This window comes from Paenibacillus sp. FSL R5-0378, from assembly GCF_038009285.1.
In the GTDB taxonomy this organism is placed as follows: domain Bacteria; phylum Bacillota; class Bacilli; order Paenibacillales; family Paenibacillaceae; genus Paenibacillus_AQ; species Paenibacillus_AQ favisporus.
Genome location: NZ_JBBPAY010000001.1, coordinates 6368940 through 6387392, shown reverse-complemented (window position 1 = coordinate 6387392; position 18453 = coordinate 6368940). Strand labels below are relative to the sequence as shown.

The following is an 18453-nucleotide window of genomic DNA, read 5'->3' as shown; positions in this document are numbered from 1 at the left end:
GGGTTTAAAGTATAATTATTCCAATGGTAATGGGACTTTTGGGACATGTCCCAACCCGTTGTGAAAGGGGCAGTAATTACATATGAAGGCTGAAGTCATTAATCCTTTTCTGGAGTCCGCCCGGACCGTCATTGAACAAGTGATTCAGGTTACCCCTTCTACAGGCAGCCTCGGGGTGAAGAATATGGAGATCATCGAGGATCACATCTGGATTCAAATCGGGATGACAGGACAGCTTACCGGCAACATCGTGTTCGGAATTCAAGAGCATGTAGCGCTGCGGATGGTGTCCGTGATGATGGGCGGTTACATTCTGACGGAAATGGACGAAATGGGCCAGAGCGCCATATCCGAACTTGGTAATATGATCAGCGGCAATGCCAGCACGATTTTGTCCAACCAAGGGGTCACGGTCGACATTACGCCTCCGAGAGTGATGAAGAGCGAGCACATCGAGTCGTTCCTTCCGCAAAAGGCGCTCAGCATTCCGCTGCTTATGGACGGAATCGGCGAACTGGATATTCAGGTCATGATATCTTAAAATATCAGCAAGGAATAACGGCAGGAAGCACAAGCGTTACGTTTGCTGATCCCTGGGCATGATGCTGGTCCGCTGTGAGCATGCGGGCGACGTTATCCTACAGAAGTGGGAAAGGGCGGGAACAAACTCTGGACGGCGCTGCTGCGCTGATTCGGGGTGTTCCGGCTTGTTTTCCTATAGGAGGACGAGAAGCCATGTTAAAGGACAAAGTCGTCGTGATCACCGGGGCGTCGAGCGGGATCGGGGCCTTGACGGCGAAGCTGGCCGCAGCGGAAGGCGCGGTGACGGTGCTGACCGCCAGGTCGGAGCAGCGCCTGCGGGAAGCAGCTGAAGGCATGACGGGATCCTTTGAATTGCGGGCCATGGATGTGACCCGGGAGGACCAGGTGAGCACCACGATGCAAGACATTATACATAAGTACGGCCATATTGACATTTTGCTGAACAATGCGGGCTACGGCAAGTTTGAGACGATTACGGACATGCCTGCCCAAGAGTTCGGACAGATGATGGACGTCAACTATATGGGCACGGTCCGGTGCACCAAGGCGGTGCTGCCGTCAATGCTCCAGCGCGAAGCGGGACATATCATCAATGTGGCGTCGATGGCGGGGAAAATCGGAACGGCCAAATCCACGGCGTACACGGCCACGAAGCATGCCGTTCTCGGCTTCAGCAACGCTCTCCGGCAGGAGTTGCGGGAATCGGGCATTCGGGTGTCGACGATCAATCCAGGTCCGATCGATACGCCGTTTTTTGACATTGCAGATCCGTCGGGTGGATATATCAGCAACGTGAAATGGCTGATGATGACGCCGGAACATGTAGCCCGCAAAATCGTCAAGGTGATGCATACCGGGAAGGAAGAAATGAACCTGCCGGGGAAAGCGGCGGTCGCCATGCGCCTGTACCAGATGTTTCCAAGACTGGCGGACCGGCTGACCTACCGGATCATGAACCGGAAGTGATACGCCTTCTGATCTCTATAAATAAGCCGGCTCCCATAAGGGGCCGGCTTATTTTTTACGCCTGCAGAATTTTGCGTGAGTCCTATACTTGCATTTGGTGGGATGGCGCTTTTGGCATATAATGATAAAGAATGACTTAAAACATAAAGGATGAACGATTTCATGAACCCGACTTCTTTTGAAACAACAGGTATTGACCGAGTATGGATAGACAAGCTGGCCGAGTACGGCATAACGGAACCTTCGCCGGTCCAGGCGCAGGCCATTCCTGCGGTGCTGCGCGGAGCGGATGTGCTCGCCCGCTCGCAGACGGGAACCGGCAAAACGCTGGCCTACCTTCTGCCCGTACTGCAGACCATCGATCCGGAGCTGAAGGCGACCCAGAAGCTTATTCTTGCGCCGACCCAGGAACTGGCGATGCAGATTGTACGCGAAGGCGAAAAATACGGGGAAGCCCGCGGCATCGGTGTGCTTGGGCTGATCGGCGGGGCCGCGGTCAAACGCCAGGTGGAGAAGCTGCGGCTGCATCCCCAGCTTGTGGTCGGAACTCCCGGCAGAGTCCGCGAGCTGATCGAGATGCGCAAGCTGAAGATGCATCACGTCTCGACCATCGTGGTGGACGAGGTCGACCAGGTATTTCAGCTCGGCGGTGCCGGCGACGTCGACCGGATATTGAGCAGCGCACTGCGTGACCGGCAGCTGGTATTCCTGTCGGCCACGGTCAGCGAGAGCACGGCGGCGCTGGTCAAGCGGGAGATGCGCAGTCCGGTCGAAATCGGCATCGACCCGGACCAGACGACCGCGCCGGGGCTGGAGCATTTGTATGTGGTCGCCGAGGAACGCGACCGGGTCGACATGCTGCGGCGCCTTATCCGCCAGTACAACCCGCAGCGGGCGATCGTCTTCGTCAATCAGACCGAATCGATCGCCGAGGTGGAGGCCAAGCTGACCCATTTGGGCATCGCGGCGGAGGGATTGTACGGAGACGCGGACAAACTGGCGCGCAGCCGGGTGCTGGGCGGCTTCCGCCACGGCAGGTTCAAAGTGCTCGTGGCAAGCGACGTGGCGGCGCGCGGGCTCGATATCGAAGGGCTCGAGCTCGTCATCAACTTCGACCCGGCGCCTGACGCCGAGCACTATGTGCACCGTGCCGGGCGGACGGGCCGGATGGGGCGCGTCGGGCGTGTCATCTCGATTGTGACGGACCGCCAGACCTTTATTATGCGGAAGTTTGCAGGAGAGCTCGGCATCTCTCTCGAGCCGCGCGTGCTGTACGGCGGCAAAGTGCTGACGCCGGAGCAGTTTGCGGCGCGGAAGGGGGAGCCGTCAGGCCAGCCTTATCAGCGCCAGGTTCGGCCATCCGGGAGCCAGGCAGGAATGGCGGAAGTGCGCGGCAGCCGGCAAGGAGACTTGAAGCCGGCCAAGGGGAGCGTCCGCGGCCCATCCAGCCCGGGCGAACCACGGGAAGGCGGCGGACGCCGCGACGGCCGGGAAGCGTCCCGGCAGGGTGGTGAGCCTTTCAAGGGCGGCAAACCGGCGGCCCGCCAGAGCCAAAGCGAACGGGAGCGTATCCGCAAGAACAAGGGCGCCCCGAAATGGTTGAAAAATAAACCTCCCCGGCCTTAATCGGCGAACGGGGAGGCAAGTACGGATGGATTCTCCCGTGCGGACACGCCCCTGGCTGTTCCGCCCGGGAATTGAATGAGGTGAAGAGTTGATGAGTGATACGGCTGTGCTGGATATTCAAGGCCTCATCGGTGGTTACAGCCTGAACCGCCCAGTGCTGCACGATATTTCGTTTCAGGTCGGGTCCGGCGAGATGGTCGGCCTGATCGGATTGAACGGGGCCGGCAAAAGCACGACAATGAAGCATATTCTCGGATTAATGCATCCGCAAAAGGGTGACATCCGCGTGAAGGGCAAGAAGCGGGAGGAAGACGCCGGGACCTACCACGGGGCGCTTGCCTTCGTTCCGGAATCTCCGCTGCTCTATGACGAGATGACCGTCAGGGAGCATTTGGAGTTTACCGCAAGAGCGTACGGTGTTGACCGCCAGGACTACGAAGAGCGGGCGGACCGGTTGTCACGCATCTTCCGGATGCAGGACAAGATGGACAGCTTGTCCACGCACTTATCCAAGGGGATGCGGCAGAAGGTCATGATCATGTGTGCGTTCGTGGCCCGGCCTTCCCTGTACATTATCGACGAGCCGTTCCTTGGCCTGGATCCGCTCGGCATCCGCTCCCTTCTTGATTTTATGGTCGAGCTCAAAGAAGGCGGGTCGTCGATCCTGCTGAGTTCCCATATTTTATCGACGATCGAAAATTACTGTGACCGCTTTATCGTTCTCCACCAGGGACGCGTGATCGCGCAGGGGACGCTGGAGGACATCGCCGCGCAGGCCGGCAGACCGGGACTGCCGCTGGAGGAGCTGTTCTATACTCTCGTGCAGGGCAGGGATTGAATGATGGACTTGAAAAAACTTCGGATGGAGCGGCGCGGCCGCTTCTGGGGGGAAGTCACCCCTTATCTCGGCTACGTGATCCAAAGCGGTGTGGCCGTGCTGCTGCTGTTTATGCTGATTGCTTTTGCGGCGTGGTACACGTCGCTCGTTCAGCATATTCCAGCCGGGCTGCCGATTCGCTGGATTATGCTGATCCTGTTCGTGCCGCTGACGGTAAACAGCAGCTTCCGGACGTACTTGCAGCCGGCGGACACGGTGTTTCTGCTGCCGCAGGAGTCCAGGATGAACGATTATTTCAAGGCAGGCTGGACCAGCGGCGTCGTTTATAAACTTATCGGCCTTGCCCTGGTCTTCATCCTGTCCTGGCCGCTGTATGTACGCAGTGATGCGGATCCCAAGTCCTTCTGGCCGTTCCTGCTCCTCCTGTTTGCCTTGAAGATTCTGGCTGCCTACGGCTGCTGGAAGGAGCTGCGGATGGTTTCCCGCCGGGCATCGGCAGGTTACCGTCTGCTGCGTTACGTCGTGCTGATCCTTGCGGTTGCCGCCTGGCTGTGGCAGCCGGAGTGGCGGAGCCTTCTGTTTATCGTGCTGCTGGCGCTGACCTATATCGCCGCCCTGCGCATTCCGGCCAAGCACTTGGTGGCCTGGGAGCGGCTGATTGCCGTGGAGAAAACGCACAGCGCCCGCGTTATGCAGATCCTCGGCTGGTTCGTTAACGTTCCAGGCAGGCAGCAGCGCGTCTATCCGCGCAGGTGGATGTCTTGGGCGGGGAACCGGGTTCCCTGGAAGCCGGAGGCAGCGTACCGCTATTTAATTACGAAGAGCTTTGTTCGCAGTGATGTATTCAGCATCGTGATCCGGGCAGGCATCCTCGCGGCGCTCCTCGTTTGGTGGACCCGGCAGGGACTGCTCGGCAGCGGGATTTACCTGTTTTTCGTATTCGTGATCGGCGTTCAGCTGTCCTCGCTGCTGCGCTACCACCAGGAATCCTTCTGGCTGCACATTTATCCGGTGCCGCCTGCATCACGCAAGCAGAACGCCGTTAACCTGGCGTTTCAAATTCAGCTGGTTGTAGCTGTATTGATCTGGCTGCCCATGCTGGGTGCGGGGAGCGGCCGAATCGGACCGATGCTGCTGACGCTGCTTGGCGGGGTCGTGATCAGCGTGCTGTTCCGTTATTTTCAGTCCCGGAAGGGCAAGAGTGATGATGATGACGATGACGATGAATAGACAAGCGAAAAAAGACCGGGAATAGGCTCCCGGTCTTTTGGTGCATCCGTCCAAACTGCCGAGAGCTCAGCAGTCGGCTTGGATGCGATTTGCCTGTTTACTTTTTCGATTATAACCAGAAAGAACGAGTGATGATAACCAAGAGGATGAAGAGAACCAGGATAGCGCCTGTGTTGCCAAACAATCCGTGGCAATGTCCATATCCGTATCCATATCCGCCTCTTACTTCTTCGCTCATTGTGCATTCCCCTTTACAGTGGTTTGTTTTTCGTTACACCGTATCCTATGTCTAGGGGGGCTGCTGTGCTTGGGCAATCACCCGTTCTTTCCCAAAAAAATAGGTTGTTGATGGTTGCCCGCTAAATGGTACTTCCGTGCTTATTTCCGCTGCAGATCCTGAACGCCCTGATAGATCAAATCGAACAGGTCTTCGAGATATTCCTCGTCGATGCAGGAAAACGCGATGCGCAGGTCATGCTCGCCTAGGGCGATGGTGCCGACTCCGTATTGGTGGATCAAGTGGCTGCGCAGCTCCTCGGCCGACACGCCTTTCAGCTTCAGGCACATGAAATATCCGGAATTAAACGGATAGTACTCCCACACATCACCGTACTTGCCGCTGTCCAGCAGCGATTTCACTTTGTTGGCTCTGCCTTTCATGATGTGGAATTTCTCTTCTTTCTGAGCCGCGAAATCAGGCGACTTCAGCGCGTCCAGCACGAAGGTCTGGGAAGGATGGGGGCCGCTGGAAATCGTCGCGCGAATGATGCCAAGTGTCTTTTGCTCGAGGGCGGCGAGCACGTTGGTATCTTGGGAAGCGTAGGTGATGAAGCCGACGCGGAATCCCCAGACGAACTCCTCTTTGGTGGCACCGTCGACTTTAACGGCCAGTACACGCGGATGGATATCCGCCAATTTGCCGAACAGCGACTCTTTGAGGGAGTCCTCAAAGAAAAGGCCGAAATAGGCATCGTCCGTAACCGCCACGACATTGATGCCGGCTTCGGCGGCTTCCTTGATGGCAGCGACGATGGCTTCGCCTTCCGCCGGACCCGGCGTGTAGCCCGTCGGATTGTTCGGGAAGTTGAGCAGCACGACGGCTTTGCCTTTGTCCTTCTGGGCCAGCAGGGCTTCGCGAAGTCCGTCACTGTTGAAGGTCATGTCCCCGGTGAACAGCGGATAATTGACCAGTTCGCCATGGCGGCGGATGCCGAAGGTCAGCTCGTAGTTCTCCCAGTTTTTGTCCGGATAAATCACGGCGTCCCCTTCGTCCACGAACAGATCGGCCACGATACTAAGCCCGTGGGTCAGGGCGTTCGTCACAATCGGGCTGCTGACCGTTTTGCCCGCGAGCGACGGGTTTTCTTCGATCATTTTTGCCAGCCAGGCAGCGCGCAAATCGGGTTTGCCTGCGGGCGGTGCGTATGGGTACAGGTCCTTCGGCGCGAATGCGGACAGCTTCTCCTGGATAGCAGCCAGATGCATCGGGATGCCCTGTTCGGTCGCAATGCCGATCGTTGCGTTATATTTTTTGGCATGGCTGGTCGCTTCCGCAGATTGGCTCAGGATGCCTTCCTTCGGAAAATAAATTTCCTGGCCGAGCTTGGACAACATTTCGTACACATGCGCGTTGCCGGCTTTCAAACTTTCGTTCAACTGTGCAGCGAGTGGGTTTAACATGGTTTCCATCCTTCCAAATCTGTGTAATGATAGGCTTTTGCAAGGTATATGCCATTTTAACTGCCTAACATTATATCACCTGCGATGAGAGCCGTCACGGAAAAAGGAAAAGGATGGTTGTGCTGTGAAAAAGGTTCTCTAAGGCGCTTGGTGAATCATGCCGCTTTACTCTTCTTCGGAATAGGGATCCGGGGCCAAGGTTTGCTGCATATGAGGGCAAGCGCTGCTGCGAATCAGCTCCATCGTCTCCCGGTCCTTGCCGCGGCCTCTAGCGTCCAGCCCCTGCAGCACCTGTTCCCTTTTGTCCTCCGTCAAATTTTGCCCAAACTTGAACTTCGCAGTAATTCGGTCGGGAACGATCCGCAGAACGGCGACCCCGCGCAGCCTGGAAGCGTATTTGGGATTGGCCGCGTCAATGGGGGCGTAACCACCCTCGGGCTGGAGCTTGTTCATAAACAGGGTAAAGGCGGCTGCTTTCTCTTCCAGGTCCTGTACGATTTCGACCCGTCCCGATGCGGTCACGCTCTTGAAATACGAAGTGGCGGGGCAGGCCATCAGAGGGTCGGTGAAGTAGGAAGGAATGATCGCATATTCCTCCGCGACGCTGAAGCTCACCGCGGGATTGGCGGCGAGGTGGTCCATTTTTTCGCCGAAACGGCTGCCATGCATGTAGAACATGCCTTGATGATACACATAGTTAATCGGGGTCACCCGGGGATGTCCGTCTTCTCCGAGGGTTCCCAGGAAGCCGAAGCTCATCTCCGACAAAAACGCCTCGATTTCTTCCTCACGCGTCACTTCAAATTCATTTCTTCTCATTGGTTTTCTCCTCCTTGATGCATCGCTTGCCGATCGGCGGTTATCGCTGCGGTGACAACAGCATAACGGGAATATTGACAAGGAAAAAGGTCCAATTTAGAGTATTTTTTATAGTCCATTTTGCTGGCGGCTGAGACGATAAGCAGTCATGGGAGAAAAAATACGTTTGTTGAATCTGGTTTTTTCCACAGCAATGGAAGGGAGGACGGCATGGAGATATCCCTGCATCTGGAAACTTATATAGAGAAACACCGCTATAAGTACCTTGCGCTGTATCACGCTCTGAGAGACGCCATCATGGAGGGGAGGCTGCCTGGAGGAACGAAGCTGCCTTCGACCCGCGAGCTGGCGGATCAATACGGCTTGTCGAGAGGATCGGCCGCCTTAGGTTACGATATGCTGGTGTCGGAAGGCTATGTCCACAGTGAAGTAGGCCGGGGGACCTTCGTGGCTCAAGCGGGACCTGCGCCAACAGCAGGGGGGGATGCGGCTGCCGCACCGCTTGCCCTATCCCGCTGGGGAGAGCGGCTGCTAGAGCTCCCGCCAATCCCGAGATCCGGCGGCGGCAAGGCTCCCGCCGGCATCGACTTGGGGGGAGGCGGGATGAGCATGGAGCTGTTTCCCTATGCGGAGTGGCGCAGCGCCATGGCCTATGCAGGAGGCCGGGGTGGAGAGGATATGCAGCGCGGCGCTGATCCCGCCGGGGACCTTGGCCTCCGGCAGGCGCTCGCCGCCCATCTGCGCGTCACGCGTGGAATTCATACCGATCCGGAGCAAATCGTGCTCTTCAGCGGATCAATGCAGGGTATTACCCTTCTCTTTCAGCTGCTGCTGAATGAAGGCGAGGCTGCCGTGCTTGAAGATCCGTGCTATTCGGGAATCATCCGGGCGGCGGCTGCCTGCGGAGCGGAAGTGATTCCGGCTGAGGTCGATGTCCACGGCATCCGTCTGTCCGATTGGGACGCCCGCCTTGTACTGGTGACGCCGAGCCGCCAGTACCCGACCGGCGCCGTCCTGACGCTGGAGCGGCGCCGGCAGCTGCTGGACTGGGCGGAGCGGCACGAGGCGGTCATCCTGGAGGACGATTACGACAGCGAGTTCCGCTTCGGCGGCAGGCCGATCGAGCCGCTGAAGACGCTGGATACGCGGGATCGGGTCATTTATATCGGTTCCTTCTCGAAGACGATGTTTGCCGGGCTGCGCCTGGGTTACGCCATTGTCCCCCAATCGCTCGTGGATGCGGTGCTGCGGGCCAAAACGCTGTACGAGCCGCTGACGACAGGGCTGCTTGAGCAGCGGGCGCTTGCCCGGTTTATGGCCCGCGGCGATTATGGCCGGCATCTCCGCCGGCTTACGCGGATCTACGGTGCCCGCCACCGCCGTTTCTGCACCCGGATGCGGGAGAAGGCGGGGCATCTGTTCTCGCTGATGCCGGGAGATTCGGGCCTGCATGTGTATGCTTATTGGCTGCAACCGCCGGAAGCTTTTGCAGCCTTTACAGCCGCAGCAGCGGCTCGTGGCGTAACGTTCAGGGACGCGTCCGGCTACAGGATCCAGCCGGGACCGCCGGCCGCCTTTTTCAGCTATGCCCGATGGGATGAGCGGCAGCTGGAGGAGGGGGTTGACCGGCTGGCTGCGGCATGGGAGGATATCCGGCATCGTATGAACGAATAGTCGAAGGCAGATCCTGTATATTGTGTGCGGTTATTTACGGCATTGGGAGAAGGCGCGATTTTGGACAGGCCTACAGGGGCGTAAACCCGTCGGAATCCCAGGGGGATGGGCCGGATGTGCAAAAACCGCGCCGAAATAGTATCATAGGGAGGAAAGATATGAGTCTATGATATAGGGGGGAATGACGACATGCTGCACGCATCGCCGTCATCTTTTGAAATATTGCCGTCCCTCGCCAAAATTGTGTGCGAGCCCGGCTGGAAATGGCAGAAGCGCGAGAAGGCGCTGGAAAATTACGATTTATTTTACGTATGGAGCGGGGAAGGGACCGTCATCCGGAATGACGAACCGTATGAGGTCGGCAAGGGGAGCTGCTTCTTGTTCAGGCCCGGAGACCACACGAGCGCCACGCACAATCCGCAGAAGCCGCTCGTTCTGACTTACAGCCATTTTCGGGTGTCCGAGCCTGTGACGGATATTCCGCTGCCGTACCGGAAGCTGACGGAAACCGTTGACTTTGAATACATGCTTGCCCGTTACGTCAGGCTGTTTCTTGTGAACACCTTCGCCGCCCAGGAAGAGGGGCAGCTCATCCTGAAGCAGCTGATGATCCATCTGCTCCGGCACGACCGGCAGCAGCCGGAGGAGAAGAAGGTCAGCAACCAGCTGACCGAGGTGATCCACGAGATCGCCAATTACATTCAGCAGCATCCCGGCTTACCGCACCGGGTCGAGGATCTGGCCGCCCGCGCCGGGTTGTCGCCGCGGTATTTCTCGATCAAATTCAAGGAGCTGATCGGCTCACCTGTTCAATCTTACATTATCCGGACGCGGATCGACCGGGCGCAGCATCTGCTCCTGCATGCCGGTATGAACGTCACGGAGGTGGCCGATGCGCTCGGATACCGCGACATTTTTTTCTTCAGCCGGCAATTCAAGCAGTATACGGGCAAGAATCCGTCCGAAATCCGGTAATTGTTTCCTGCTGTTTCGCGGTCTTCCCCTTTCGGGTAATAAGCTTCAAGCTTGCAAATGCACCGAATAAACGAAGGGAGGAAAGAGTCGGATGAGCAGACGGCGGATTCGCAGGCGTGACGGGTATGCCGCAGCTGCGGCGGCGCGGGGGAACGGCCGTAACCGGATGCGCCGGTTCAGACCGGTCAGCATCATGAGCGACGTATGGTTTTAACCCCACTCGTTAACCTTTTTTATGAACTTCATCACACATGATATAAATGATGTCTAAGAGCAGCGCGGGATGCCAGCCCGCCGCTGCTTTTTTGTGCGCGCATCATTAGATTGAAATGGTCAGTAGTACCGATTACGCGGAGAATACGGTTCGCGGTTGCGCCCTCCCCTGGCCTGCCGGCTTATGGTATGCTGTGGGAGCAAGGTGTTAAGCAGAGGATGGAGGATAGCGAAATGAATGAAGCATTCGGAGCAAATTCGGAGGACAGCCTGCGCCTCCTGCTGGTTCAGGCGGAGCAGGTGCTGATGTCCGCACTGGAGAAGTTTGGCATTAAGGAGGAACATGCGGAATTTATTCAAATTTCAGACCATATTACGTACCGGGTGAGCGCGCGGTCCGGCGGCAAATTTTTGCTGCGGATCCATCCGGTGTCGGCCGACGTACCGGCCATCCGTTCGGAAATGATGTGGCTGAATTGGCTTTCTTCCCAAGGCCTGCCGGTTCCGGAAGGCGTAGCGGACCAGGAAGGGAATACCGTGGCGATCTGCGGGGCGGACCGAAGCCAGGGCTGGCCGGTGACGCTGCTGCGCTGGATCGAAGGGGAGCAGGCGGAGGGCGGCCTCGATGACAGGCAGGTGTACCGGATGGGCGTGCTTATGGCCAGGCTCCATCAGGCTGCGCAGAGCTTTGTTCCGCCGGAAGGGTTCGTCAGACCCGAATGGGGGGCTGCGAGCCTGACAGAAGATATGCAGCGGCTGGAACGGCGGCACCGCGCCTTTCTGAGTTCCGATGAATGGGCGCTTTATGTACAGGCGGCGGACCTAATCAGAGGGCGGATCGCCGCATGGCCTCCGGGCCCTTCCCGGTACGGTATGATCCATGCGGATCTCCACGAAGGGAACGTTGTATTCACGGACGGGGAACCTTGCCCTATAGATTTTGGCCGCTGCGGGTTCGGTTATTATGCATACGACTTGGCGCAGGCGCTCATCGGTCTGTACCCGGCACAGCGAAGCATGCTGCTGGACGGGTACGAAAGCATGCGACTTCTTCCGAAGGAGAGCGTGTCCATGCTGGAAACCTTTTTCCTGCAGGCGGTCCTGGAGAATCAGGCGTTTCACGCCGGCAATCCGCAGGAAATTCCGTCGCTGAAGGAACAGAAGGGGTATATTCTGTCCGCGATCCGCAGCTACTTGGCAGAAGAGCCGTTTTTGTTTCCGGCGAAATAACATCTGAACGGGGAGTGGAGCGCAATTGGGAGGACATGATGAGAGGCCGGTCGCGCTGGTCACGGGCGGATCCAGCGGCTTCGGGCTGCTGGCCAGCGTGGAGCTGGCCGCCTCCGGATACACGGTTTTTGCCGGCATGCGAAGACTGGAAGCGAGCGGGGAGCTGATGGACGCTGCGCAGACGGCGGGGGTAAGACAGCATATTCACGTGGTTAGGCTGGATGTGACGGACGGGGGACAGGTGCTTGAGGCGGTATCGGGCATCCTGAAATCCCACCGACGCATTGACGTGCTTGTGAACAATGCAGGTACCGCATACGGAGGAATGATCGAGGAGATTCCGATGGACGTGTGGAAGGCGCAGCTGGAAACGAATTTCTTCGGGATGGTTGCGGTCACCCAGGCCGTTCTTCCCGCGATGAGGGAGGCCCATCAGGGAAAAATCATTCAGATCAGCAGCGTCAGCGGGGCTGTCGGATTTCCCGGTTTTGGCCCCTACGTCTCGTCGAAGTTTGCTGTGGAGGGATTTAGCGAATGCCTTGCCCTGGAAATGCGGCCATTCGGCGTCGATGTCGTGGTGGTGGAGCCGGGTTCGTACGGAACGGCCATTTGGGACAAAGGATTTGCGCAGATGAGCGCCGCCGAGCGGTCACCCTACGAACGGATGCTGAGCCAGGTGATGGCCTTTTCCCGTGACAACGCCGGCCAGCGCGGCGATCCGGCCGATGTGGCCCGGCTAATCGCGAGAATCGCACGTATGAACAAGCCGGCATTCCGTTATGCGCTGCCTGCCGGCACACGCTGGACGATGAAGGCCAAGCAGCTGCTTCCGGGCCGGTGGTTTCAGCGGATTATGCTCGCGCTCCTAAGCAAAAAAGGCTGAGCCGGATTCGCTTCCGGTTCAGCCTTTATGCGGGTGCAGCTGACCGAGCAGCTGGCCCATGCGGACATGATCTCCGGTCCGGAGGTCTGTCCGCGGGGTGAATGCGCCGTCCTGGATCAGCAGCACGACGGTAGAACCGAACTCAAAATAGGCGAGCGGATCGCCGTTACGCCAGGAATTGGCGGTTTCGTCGTCGTAGCGGATGCTGCTGACATTCATGGCGCCGACTTTGACGACCGCGACTTCTCCCAGGGCTCCCTTAATATACGTTATCAGCCTCTCATTGCGGCACAGCACGGATTTCATCTGGGTCATGCCAAAATCATTGACCGGGTAGCACCGGCCCTTGATATGCTCGCTCTCCACTTTCACGCCTGTGATTGGAGAGTGGATCCGGTGATAGTCGGTAGGGCTGAGGTACAGCACAAAGACATAGCCATGTTTATATAACTCCAGGTGGGGAGAGAAATTAAGCAGCTCCGCCACCGAATAATCCTGCCCTTTCACGTTCATAATCGTGCCTGAGGTGATTTCACCCATTGCGGTGATCTTGGCGTCGACGGGGCTCGTGAGTACGTGCTCGCCTTCGTGAATTGGACGCATGCCGGGCTTCAGCCGCCGCGAAAAAAATTCGTTGAGCGTGCGGTATTCATAGATTTCTTTCTCCGCTTCATGCGCCGGGATCTGATAGCTTTTGATAAACGTAGGGATGATCCCTCTGCTGAGTCGGCTGTGCGAGAAGCGTCCCATCATGGAAGAGAGCCACTTTCGCGAGGAGAGCTCTGTCATGAGCCGCAGTAATTTCTTTGTCATGCCTAATCTCCCTTCCATACGTGCCTGTAGCACTCTGAATATATTGACATAGAACGGCTACCAAATCAATATGCAACAAATCCTGAAAACCGCCCCGGAGAAAAATGGTATTGCCAATCCTTCGAGGATCATGTATTTTGGAATCAATACGGGCCCGACGTCGACTCATCGCGGCGAGGTGCCTGTTACACGGAATCGAACCCAAGCATCTATCGCTTTGGACGGCGATGGCTCCGGGACCAGGAGGCGGCGATGCCGCGCCTTGCGTTCATCTGTGTACATATGGGAATACGGGAGCTCGAGCGAATCGGGCTGAGAGTGCAGCTAATGAACCGCTGCTGACCGGGAATCTGATCTGGATAATGCCAGCGTAGAGAATTCAAGTCCTTCTATGGGCTTATTTGACGATCTCCCTCGCTTATCCAGGGGGTTTTTTTATTGCCCAATTTTGGAAAAAGAAAGGATGTTGTCAAATGAACAGCAGTACGATGCAGATGGATCGGCCGAAGGGGCTGAAGCTAAGCGACCTGCTCGTGACGATTCTGCTATCCCTCGTGATCGGGGTGGTGTACCATTTTTGGGGTTCGGTGAACGACTTGTTCAAGCCGCTGTTTTTCCAAGCGGATGAGCTGATGTACGGCATGTGGTTCCTCGCTTCGACGCTTGCCGCGCTGCTGATCCGCAAACCGGGCGTAGCCCTCCTGGCCGAGGTTGCCGCGGCTCACGTAGAAATTCTGTTCGGCAGTGAATGGGGCCTTCAGCTGGCGATTTACGGCGTGGCGCAAGGTCTAGCCGCGGAGCTGATCTTCGCCCTGTTCCGTTACCGCAAATTCTCCATGGGGGTAGCGGCGCTGGCCGGCATGGCTTCGGGATTGGGATCATTCCTGGTGGATGTGTACTACGGCTACGTCACGGACTATTCGACATGGATGATCGTGTTGAAGTACGTGATGCGGTTAATCAGCTCGGCGGTACTCGCAGGGTACCTGGCGTATGCCCTGACCAAAGCTTTGGAAGCAACCGGAGTAACCCAGCTGCTCCGGCCGGTGACAGCCAAGGATTATGAAGCGCTCGATCATGACTGAGACTAACCGGGGTATCGCGACGATGCAGCATTCGGCAGTGCATGAGACGGGTCAAGGAGCGGATCAAAGGACGGATCAAGGGACGGATCAAGGGAGCGGGCAAATTGCCGTTTCGGTAACGGACCTGCGCCTGAAGTTTCCGGGTGAGAAGGCGTTCGTGTTCAAGGATGTTTCCCTGTCCGTGCCGGCCGGGGAAAAGGTGCTTCTGCTCGGCCCAAGCGGATGCGGGAAATCGACGCTGCTGCAGGTGCTCGGCGGGTTGATTCCGGCGGTCATTGACGTTCCGCTCAAATATGCGGACATTCGGAAGCCCCGCTCGTGCGGGTATGTATTTCAGGACCCGGATACCCAGTTCTGCATGCCGTATGTCGATGAGGAGCTGGCGTTTGTGCTGGAGAACCGCCAAGTAGCCAGGGAGGATATGGTGCCGCGGATGCGGGAGGCGCTCGGACGGGTCGGCCTGGACCTCGAAGAGCTGCACACTCCGATTGAACGGCTGTCCCTGGGGATGAAGCAGCGGCTCGCGCTCGCTTCGGTCCTTCTGCTGGAACCGGAAGTGCTCCTGCTGGATGAGCCCTCGGCGCTGCTGGACCCCGAGGGGAGACAGCAAATTTGGGAGGCGGTTCGCGGTGTATCGGCCGGACGGACCGTGCTGATCGTCGAGCACCGGATCGAAGAAATCGTGAACTGGGTCGATCGGATCGTTCTGTTCGCGCCGGACGGAAGCATTCTGGCCGACGGCAAGCCGGCCGAAATCTTCACGGCGTACCGCCGGACCCTTCAGGAAAATGGCATTTGGTATCCCGGCGTTTGGGAGGATTATATCCGTCACCGGGATACATGGAACAGCGGCCTGGTGCAATCCCCGCAGCAAGGTGCGGACTTGGCGGCGCCGGTCCTCTCCTTGCGGGGGTTTGTCGGTCTCCGCGGAGATGCGCCGGCGATTATGGTGGAAGAGGCGGAGGTATATGCCGGCGATTTTGTCGCTGTTGTGGGTCCTAACGGGGCGGGGAAAAGCTCCTTGCTGCTGAGCCTGATGCAGCTTCTTCCGACAGCCGGCAGCTACGTGCTGGAAGGCAGGCTGCTGAAGGGAAGGGGCAGGAAGCGGACCTGCCCTTCGGACCGGATCGGGTTCGTGTTTCAGAACCCGGAGTTTCAGTTTGTGGCCCAGACAGTACTGGAGGAGACGGCCTTTTCCCTTCACATGCAGGGCGGCATGTCGCGGGCTGAGGTGGAGCGTAAAGCCGAAGACTGCCTGAAGACGTTTCATTTGCACGGCTTGGAGAACCGGCATCCGTATCAGCTCTCGACCGGACAGAAACGCAGGCTGAGCGTTGCCACCGCGGCGGTCCGCCGCCAGGCGGTGCTGCTGCTGGATGAACCGACGTTCGGGCAGGATGCCCGCAACGCCTTTGCCATCCTGGAATACTGCGAAGCGCTTCGCCGCAGCGGCACGGCGATCGTTATGGTGACGCATGAGCGAGAAATCGCTGAGCTGGCCGCTACCCAGGTATGGGAAATCCAAGGCGGAAGCCTGACGGCGATAAAGTCCGGGAGGCGGAGGCTTGAGGGAGAAGGCGCAGCTTCGGATGCGCAGGAGGAGGTGAGCGGATGAACCGGTTTTTGACTCCGAGCCGTCATACCTGGCTGCACCGGGCGAATCCCTCGCTGAAGCTCGCCGTGCTGATCATGTTGTTTATCGTTACGATTCAGACGCGAAGCATTGATTTTGCCGTCTATCAGGCAGCGGTCTACATCGCCCTCCTGTTTCTGCTCAGCGGTTATCCGGCATGGAAGGTGGGGCTGCTCGTTCTCTCCTTCAGCCTCGTATTCGTCTCTTCATCCCTGACGATGATCCTTTTCGGGAAAGGGGATCACGTCTGGTGGCAGTGGGGGCTGTTCCGCGTATCCGAGGAAAGCTTCTACCGCGGGCTGCACCTGGGATTCCGGGCGATTGCCTTTGCGGCAGAAGGACTGCTCTTCGTCATGACCACGCCGTCCGTCAAGTTGTTCTATTCGCTGATGCAAAATTTTCGCCTTCCCCCGAAATTCGCATACAGCTTCATGGCGTCGATCCGGCTGCTGTCCATCGTATGGGAGGAGTTTCTCATCCGCAGGCAGGCGCTGCGGATCCGCGGCGTACGGACAGGCCGGGGGCCGAGTGGCCTCCTTCAGCATGTCCGGCTGTATGCGGTGCCGCTGCTGTCGCAGAGCATCCGCCGGGCGCACCGCGTTGCCGTGGCGATGGAAGCGAAGCAGTTCAGCGGGTCGGGGCGCAGAACGTACTATTATCCGTCGGCTTTCAGCAGGTATGACGGGCTGGCGGTTCTCATGTTCGTCATTGCCCTAACGGCTGCGTACTATGCGGCCGCTGCCGTTCCCTGGTTCGGCATCGAAGATGTCAGGTACCATGGACAAGGTTAAGCCGTATGATAGCTATTAGCCGATGCAGAACAGACCGAAAAAGCAGCATGACGCATTTTCGGTCTTTCGTTTAAGCATCTTTTTGTCCGGCATCCGTTGTTTTCCCGGTTTCCCGTTCTGCGTTTTTACCTGCTTTACCGGATTTCCGGAGGTTGCGCACAATTTATGGCAGACTAACCCGGGATCCGTGCTCAAAGTCCTATGCCGGCGTGCTGCCGATTTACCAGGTACCGGGCATAGGCCATGGGCTCACGATAGGTTTTTTTCCAATATTGGGGCATATTGGCGTTTCGGAAGCCGTAACGCTGATCCCGTCCGTTGCATTCAATAAAATACGGCTTGCCGCCCTTCGTGACGCCGATATCCAGGCCAAGGTCCGCCGCAAAAGGCAAATGCTGCTCCAGCTGCCGGACCACGCCGAAGGCGAGCTGATGTACGCTATCCGAGATTCTGTCCGCAGATAACCCCGGCAGGCTTTCGGCGAGAATTCGTTCGGCCGGGAAGGCCTTGCCGCCTTGAGCGACATTGGAGACGAACATTCGGGATGCGGCGACTTTGGCGTACATTCCCGTCAGGCTCCAGCTGCCGCTAATGCCTCGCTGGATGGAGACGCGAAGGTCATAAGGCCGCTGTTTATATTCCGCCAGTGCGATGCGTTCCTGGACAAGGAAGGGCGCCTGGGAGATCCGGCGCAGCAGGATGCCCGGAAGTTGTTGTCTATTCAAGCGAACCGTCGTCCATCCCAGGGATCGCCCGGTTCGGGCATAAGTAAGATACCAGTGCTGGCCGTGGGCGTGAAGGCGCATAATTCCTCTGCCGACGCTGCCGACGCAAGGCTTTAATATCAGATCACGATATCGCCGCATCATTTCCTGGACAGAGGAAGGGGCGGCGATCGTCGTATCGGGAAGATGCTGCGAAAGCAGCGGGTTACTTTCGAGCAAGTGATGAATTTCATCTTTCCCGTACCGATTGTGGGCGTTGAATATCATATATCCGCCGTCTATAAGACGTTGAATTCTATTTTTTGACCGCCCGTCAAAGTAGATGGCCCGGTTATGAATGACCCTTGGCAGCGGAAGCCTGGTGTAAACGTATTTTCCCTCTCTCAGAACAAACGCCGAACATTCATGGCGTTCAATATCGATATCCTGTAGTTTCATATAGCACGGCCTTAAGCCGAACATCCGGGCCGCCTCTTCATAATTGACGAGGGATTCCGCTCCCGTCTTTCCGCCGGGAATTCCCCGGTGCACCGCTGCATTCAGCAGAATTCCAACATCAGAAATCCACACGTTCATCCCTCCCTGGCATTCCGTCATCCCACTTTTTATATATCCTATGCCATAGATTGCTATAAGCAAGGGTCTTTGTCCGTAACGTGCCGCCTATTTTCTCAAACGGTGAAAGGATGAATGCACAGAGTAGTTATTGGTGGGCAGGTGACACTCATG

The 18453-nt window shown here is 57.6% G+C and carries 18 protein-coding genes and 1 riboswitch; of the genes, 13 read left to right on the top strand and 5 right to left on the bottom strand.

Annotated features, from left to right (window positions below):
* Positions 1-82: 82 nt before the first annotated feature.
* The 5 genes from MKY74_RS29640 to MKY74_RS29620 all read left to right on the top strand — a co-directional run bounded on the left by MKY74_RS29640 (position 83) and on the right by MKY74_RS29620 (position 5203).
* Entirely contained in the window at positions 83-541 is a 459-nt protein-coding gene (locus MKY74_RS29640) for a chemotaxis protein CheX (RefSeq protein WP_076174086.1), read from the top strand.
* A gap of 194 nt (positions 542-735) precedes the next feature.
* Complete coding sequence (locus MKY74_RS29635; protein WP_076174088.1) at positions 736-1509, top strand: SDR family NAD(P)-dependent oxidoreductase; 774 nt, start codon at positions 736-738, stop codon at positions 1507-1509.
* Positions 1510-1671: 162 nt separating this feature from the next.
* Entirely contained in the window at positions 1672-3135 is a 1464-nt protein-coding gene (locus tag MKY74_RS29630) for a DEAD/DEAH box helicase (protein WP_076174090.1), read from the top strand.
* Positions 3136-3226: 91 nt separating this feature from the next.
* A complete protein-coding gene (locus MKY74_RS29625) occupies positions 3227-3973 on the top strand; it encodes an ABC transporter ATP-binding protein (protein ID WP_076174092.1) in 747 nt (248 codons plus the stop codon).
* Positions 3974-3976: 3 nt separating this feature from the next.
* Positions 3977-5203 carry an ABC transporter permease gene (locus MKY74_RS29620; protein ID WP_076174445.1) on the top strand — a complete coding sequence of 409 codons (1227 nt, stop codon included), beginning with the start codon at positions 3977-3979 and terminating at the stop codon, positions 5201-5203.
* A gap of 109 nt (positions 5204-5312) precedes the next feature.
* Here MKY74_RS29620 and MKY74_RS29615 read toward each other — a convergent pair whose 3' ends face one another.
* The 3 genes from MKY74_RS29615 to MKY74_RS29605 all read right to left on the bottom strand — a co-directional run bounded on the left by MKY74_RS29615 (position 5313) and on the right by MKY74_RS29605 (position 7702).
* The gene (locus MKY74_RS29615; RefSeq protein ID WP_208629380.1) at positions 5313-5441 is read right to left on the bottom strand and encodes a YjcZ family sporulation protein; all 129 of its coding nucleotides are present in this window, start codon (positions 5439-5441) and stop codon (positions 5313-5315) included.
* 140 nt (positions 5442-5581) lie between these two features.
* Positions 5582-6883 carry an aminotransferase class I/II-fold pyridoxal phosphate-dependent enzyme gene (locus MKY74_RS29610; RefSeq protein ID WP_076174093.1) on the bottom strand — a complete coding sequence of 434 codons (1302 nt, stop codon included), beginning with the start codon at positions 6881-6883 and terminating at the stop codon, positions 5582-5584.
* Between the two features lie 165 nt (positions 6884-7048).
* Positions 7049-7702, bottom strand: a complete 654-nt coding sequence (locus tag MKY74_RS29605; protein WP_076174095.1) for a pyridoxamine 5'-phosphate oxidase family protein — start codon at positions 7700-7702, stop codon at positions 7049-7051.
* 210 nt (positions 7703-7912) lie between these two features.
* Between MKY74_RS29605 and pdxR the strand changes: the two genes are divergently transcribed.
* From pdxR to MKY74_RS29580, 5 genes are all read left to right on the top strand, one after another.
* Complete coding sequence (gene pdxR, locus MKY74_RS29600; RefSeq protein WP_076174097.1) at positions 7913-9376, top strand: MocR-like pyridoxine biosynthesis transcription factor PdxR; 1464 nt, start codon at positions 7913-7915, stop codon at positions 9374-9376.
* A gap of 189 nt (positions 9377-9565) precedes the next feature.
* The gene (locus MKY74_RS29595; protein ID WP_076174099.1) at positions 9566-10351 is read left to right on the top strand and encodes an AraC family transcriptional regulator; all 786 of its coding nucleotides are present in this window, start codon (positions 9566-9568) and stop codon (positions 10349-10351) included.
* A gap of 91 nt (positions 10352-10442) precedes the next feature.
* Positions 10443-10565 carry a hypothetical protein gene (locus MKY74_RS29590; RefSeq protein WP_256992934.1) on the top strand — a complete coding sequence of 41 codons (123 nt, stop codon included), beginning with the start codon at positions 10443-10445 and terminating at the stop codon, positions 10563-10565.
* Between the two features lie 233 nt (positions 10566-10798).
* Complete coding sequence (locus tag MKY74_RS29585) at positions 10799-11794, top strand: phosphotransferase enzyme family protein (RefSeq protein WP_076174101.1); 996 nt, start codon at positions 10799-10801, stop codon at positions 11792-11794.
* 25 nt (positions 11795-11819) lie between these two features.
* Complete coding sequence (locus MKY74_RS29580; protein WP_076174103.1) at positions 11820-12677, top strand: SDR family oxidoreductase; 858 nt, start codon at positions 11820-11822, stop codon at positions 12675-12677.
* 18 nt (positions 12678-12695) lie between these two features.
* Here the strand turns inward: MKY74_RS29580 and asd are convergent, their stop codons facing one another.
* Positions 12696-13490: an archaetidylserine decarboxylase gene (gene asd, locus MKY74_RS29575; RefSeq protein WP_076174105.1), complete on the bottom strand. Its 795-nt coding sequence runs from the start codon at positions 13488-13490 to the stop codon at positions 12696-12698.
* A 280-nt stretch (positions 13491-13770) separates the two neighbouring features.
* Positions 13771-13884, top strand: a riboswitch (TPP riboswitch).
* Between the two features lie 79 nt (positions 13885-13963).
* Here asd and MKY74_RS29570 point away from each other — a divergent pair.
* From MKY74_RS29570 to MKY74_RS29560, 3 genes are read left to right on the top strand one after another with little or no spacing between them, the layout of a single operon-like run.
* Complete coding sequence (locus MKY74_RS29570; RefSeq protein ID WP_076174107.1) at positions 13964-14575, top strand: ECF transporter S component; 612 nt, start codon at positions 13964-13966, stop codon at positions 14573-14575.
* On the top strand, positions 14568-16190 hold the full coding sequence (locus MKY74_RS29565; protein ID WP_244169394.1) for an ABC transporter ATP-binding protein: 1623 nt from the start codon (positions 14568-14570) through the stop codon (positions 16188-16190). The genes MKY74_RS29570 and MKY74_RS29565 overlap by 8 nt, the downstream gene beginning before the upstream one ends.
* Positions 16187-16999 carry an energy-coupling factor transporter transmembrane component T family protein gene (locus tag MKY74_RS29560; RefSeq protein WP_076174109.1) on the top strand — a complete coding sequence of 271 codons (813 nt, stop codon included), beginning with the start codon at positions 16187-16189 and terminating at the stop codon, positions 16997-16999. Before MKY74_RS29565 ends, MKY74_RS29560 begins: the two co-directional genes overlap by 4 nt.
* 191 nt (positions 17000-17190) lie before the next feature.
* Here MKY74_RS29560 and MKY74_RS29555 read toward each other — a convergent pair whose 3' ends face one another.
* Positions 17191-18294 (bottom strand): YheC/YheD family endospore coat-associated protein, encoded by a 1104-nt coding sequence (locus MKY74_RS29555; RefSeq protein ID WP_244169395.1) that lies wholly within the window; start codon positions 18292-18294, stop codon positions 17191-17193.
* Positions 18295-18453: the final 159 nt, after the last annotated feature.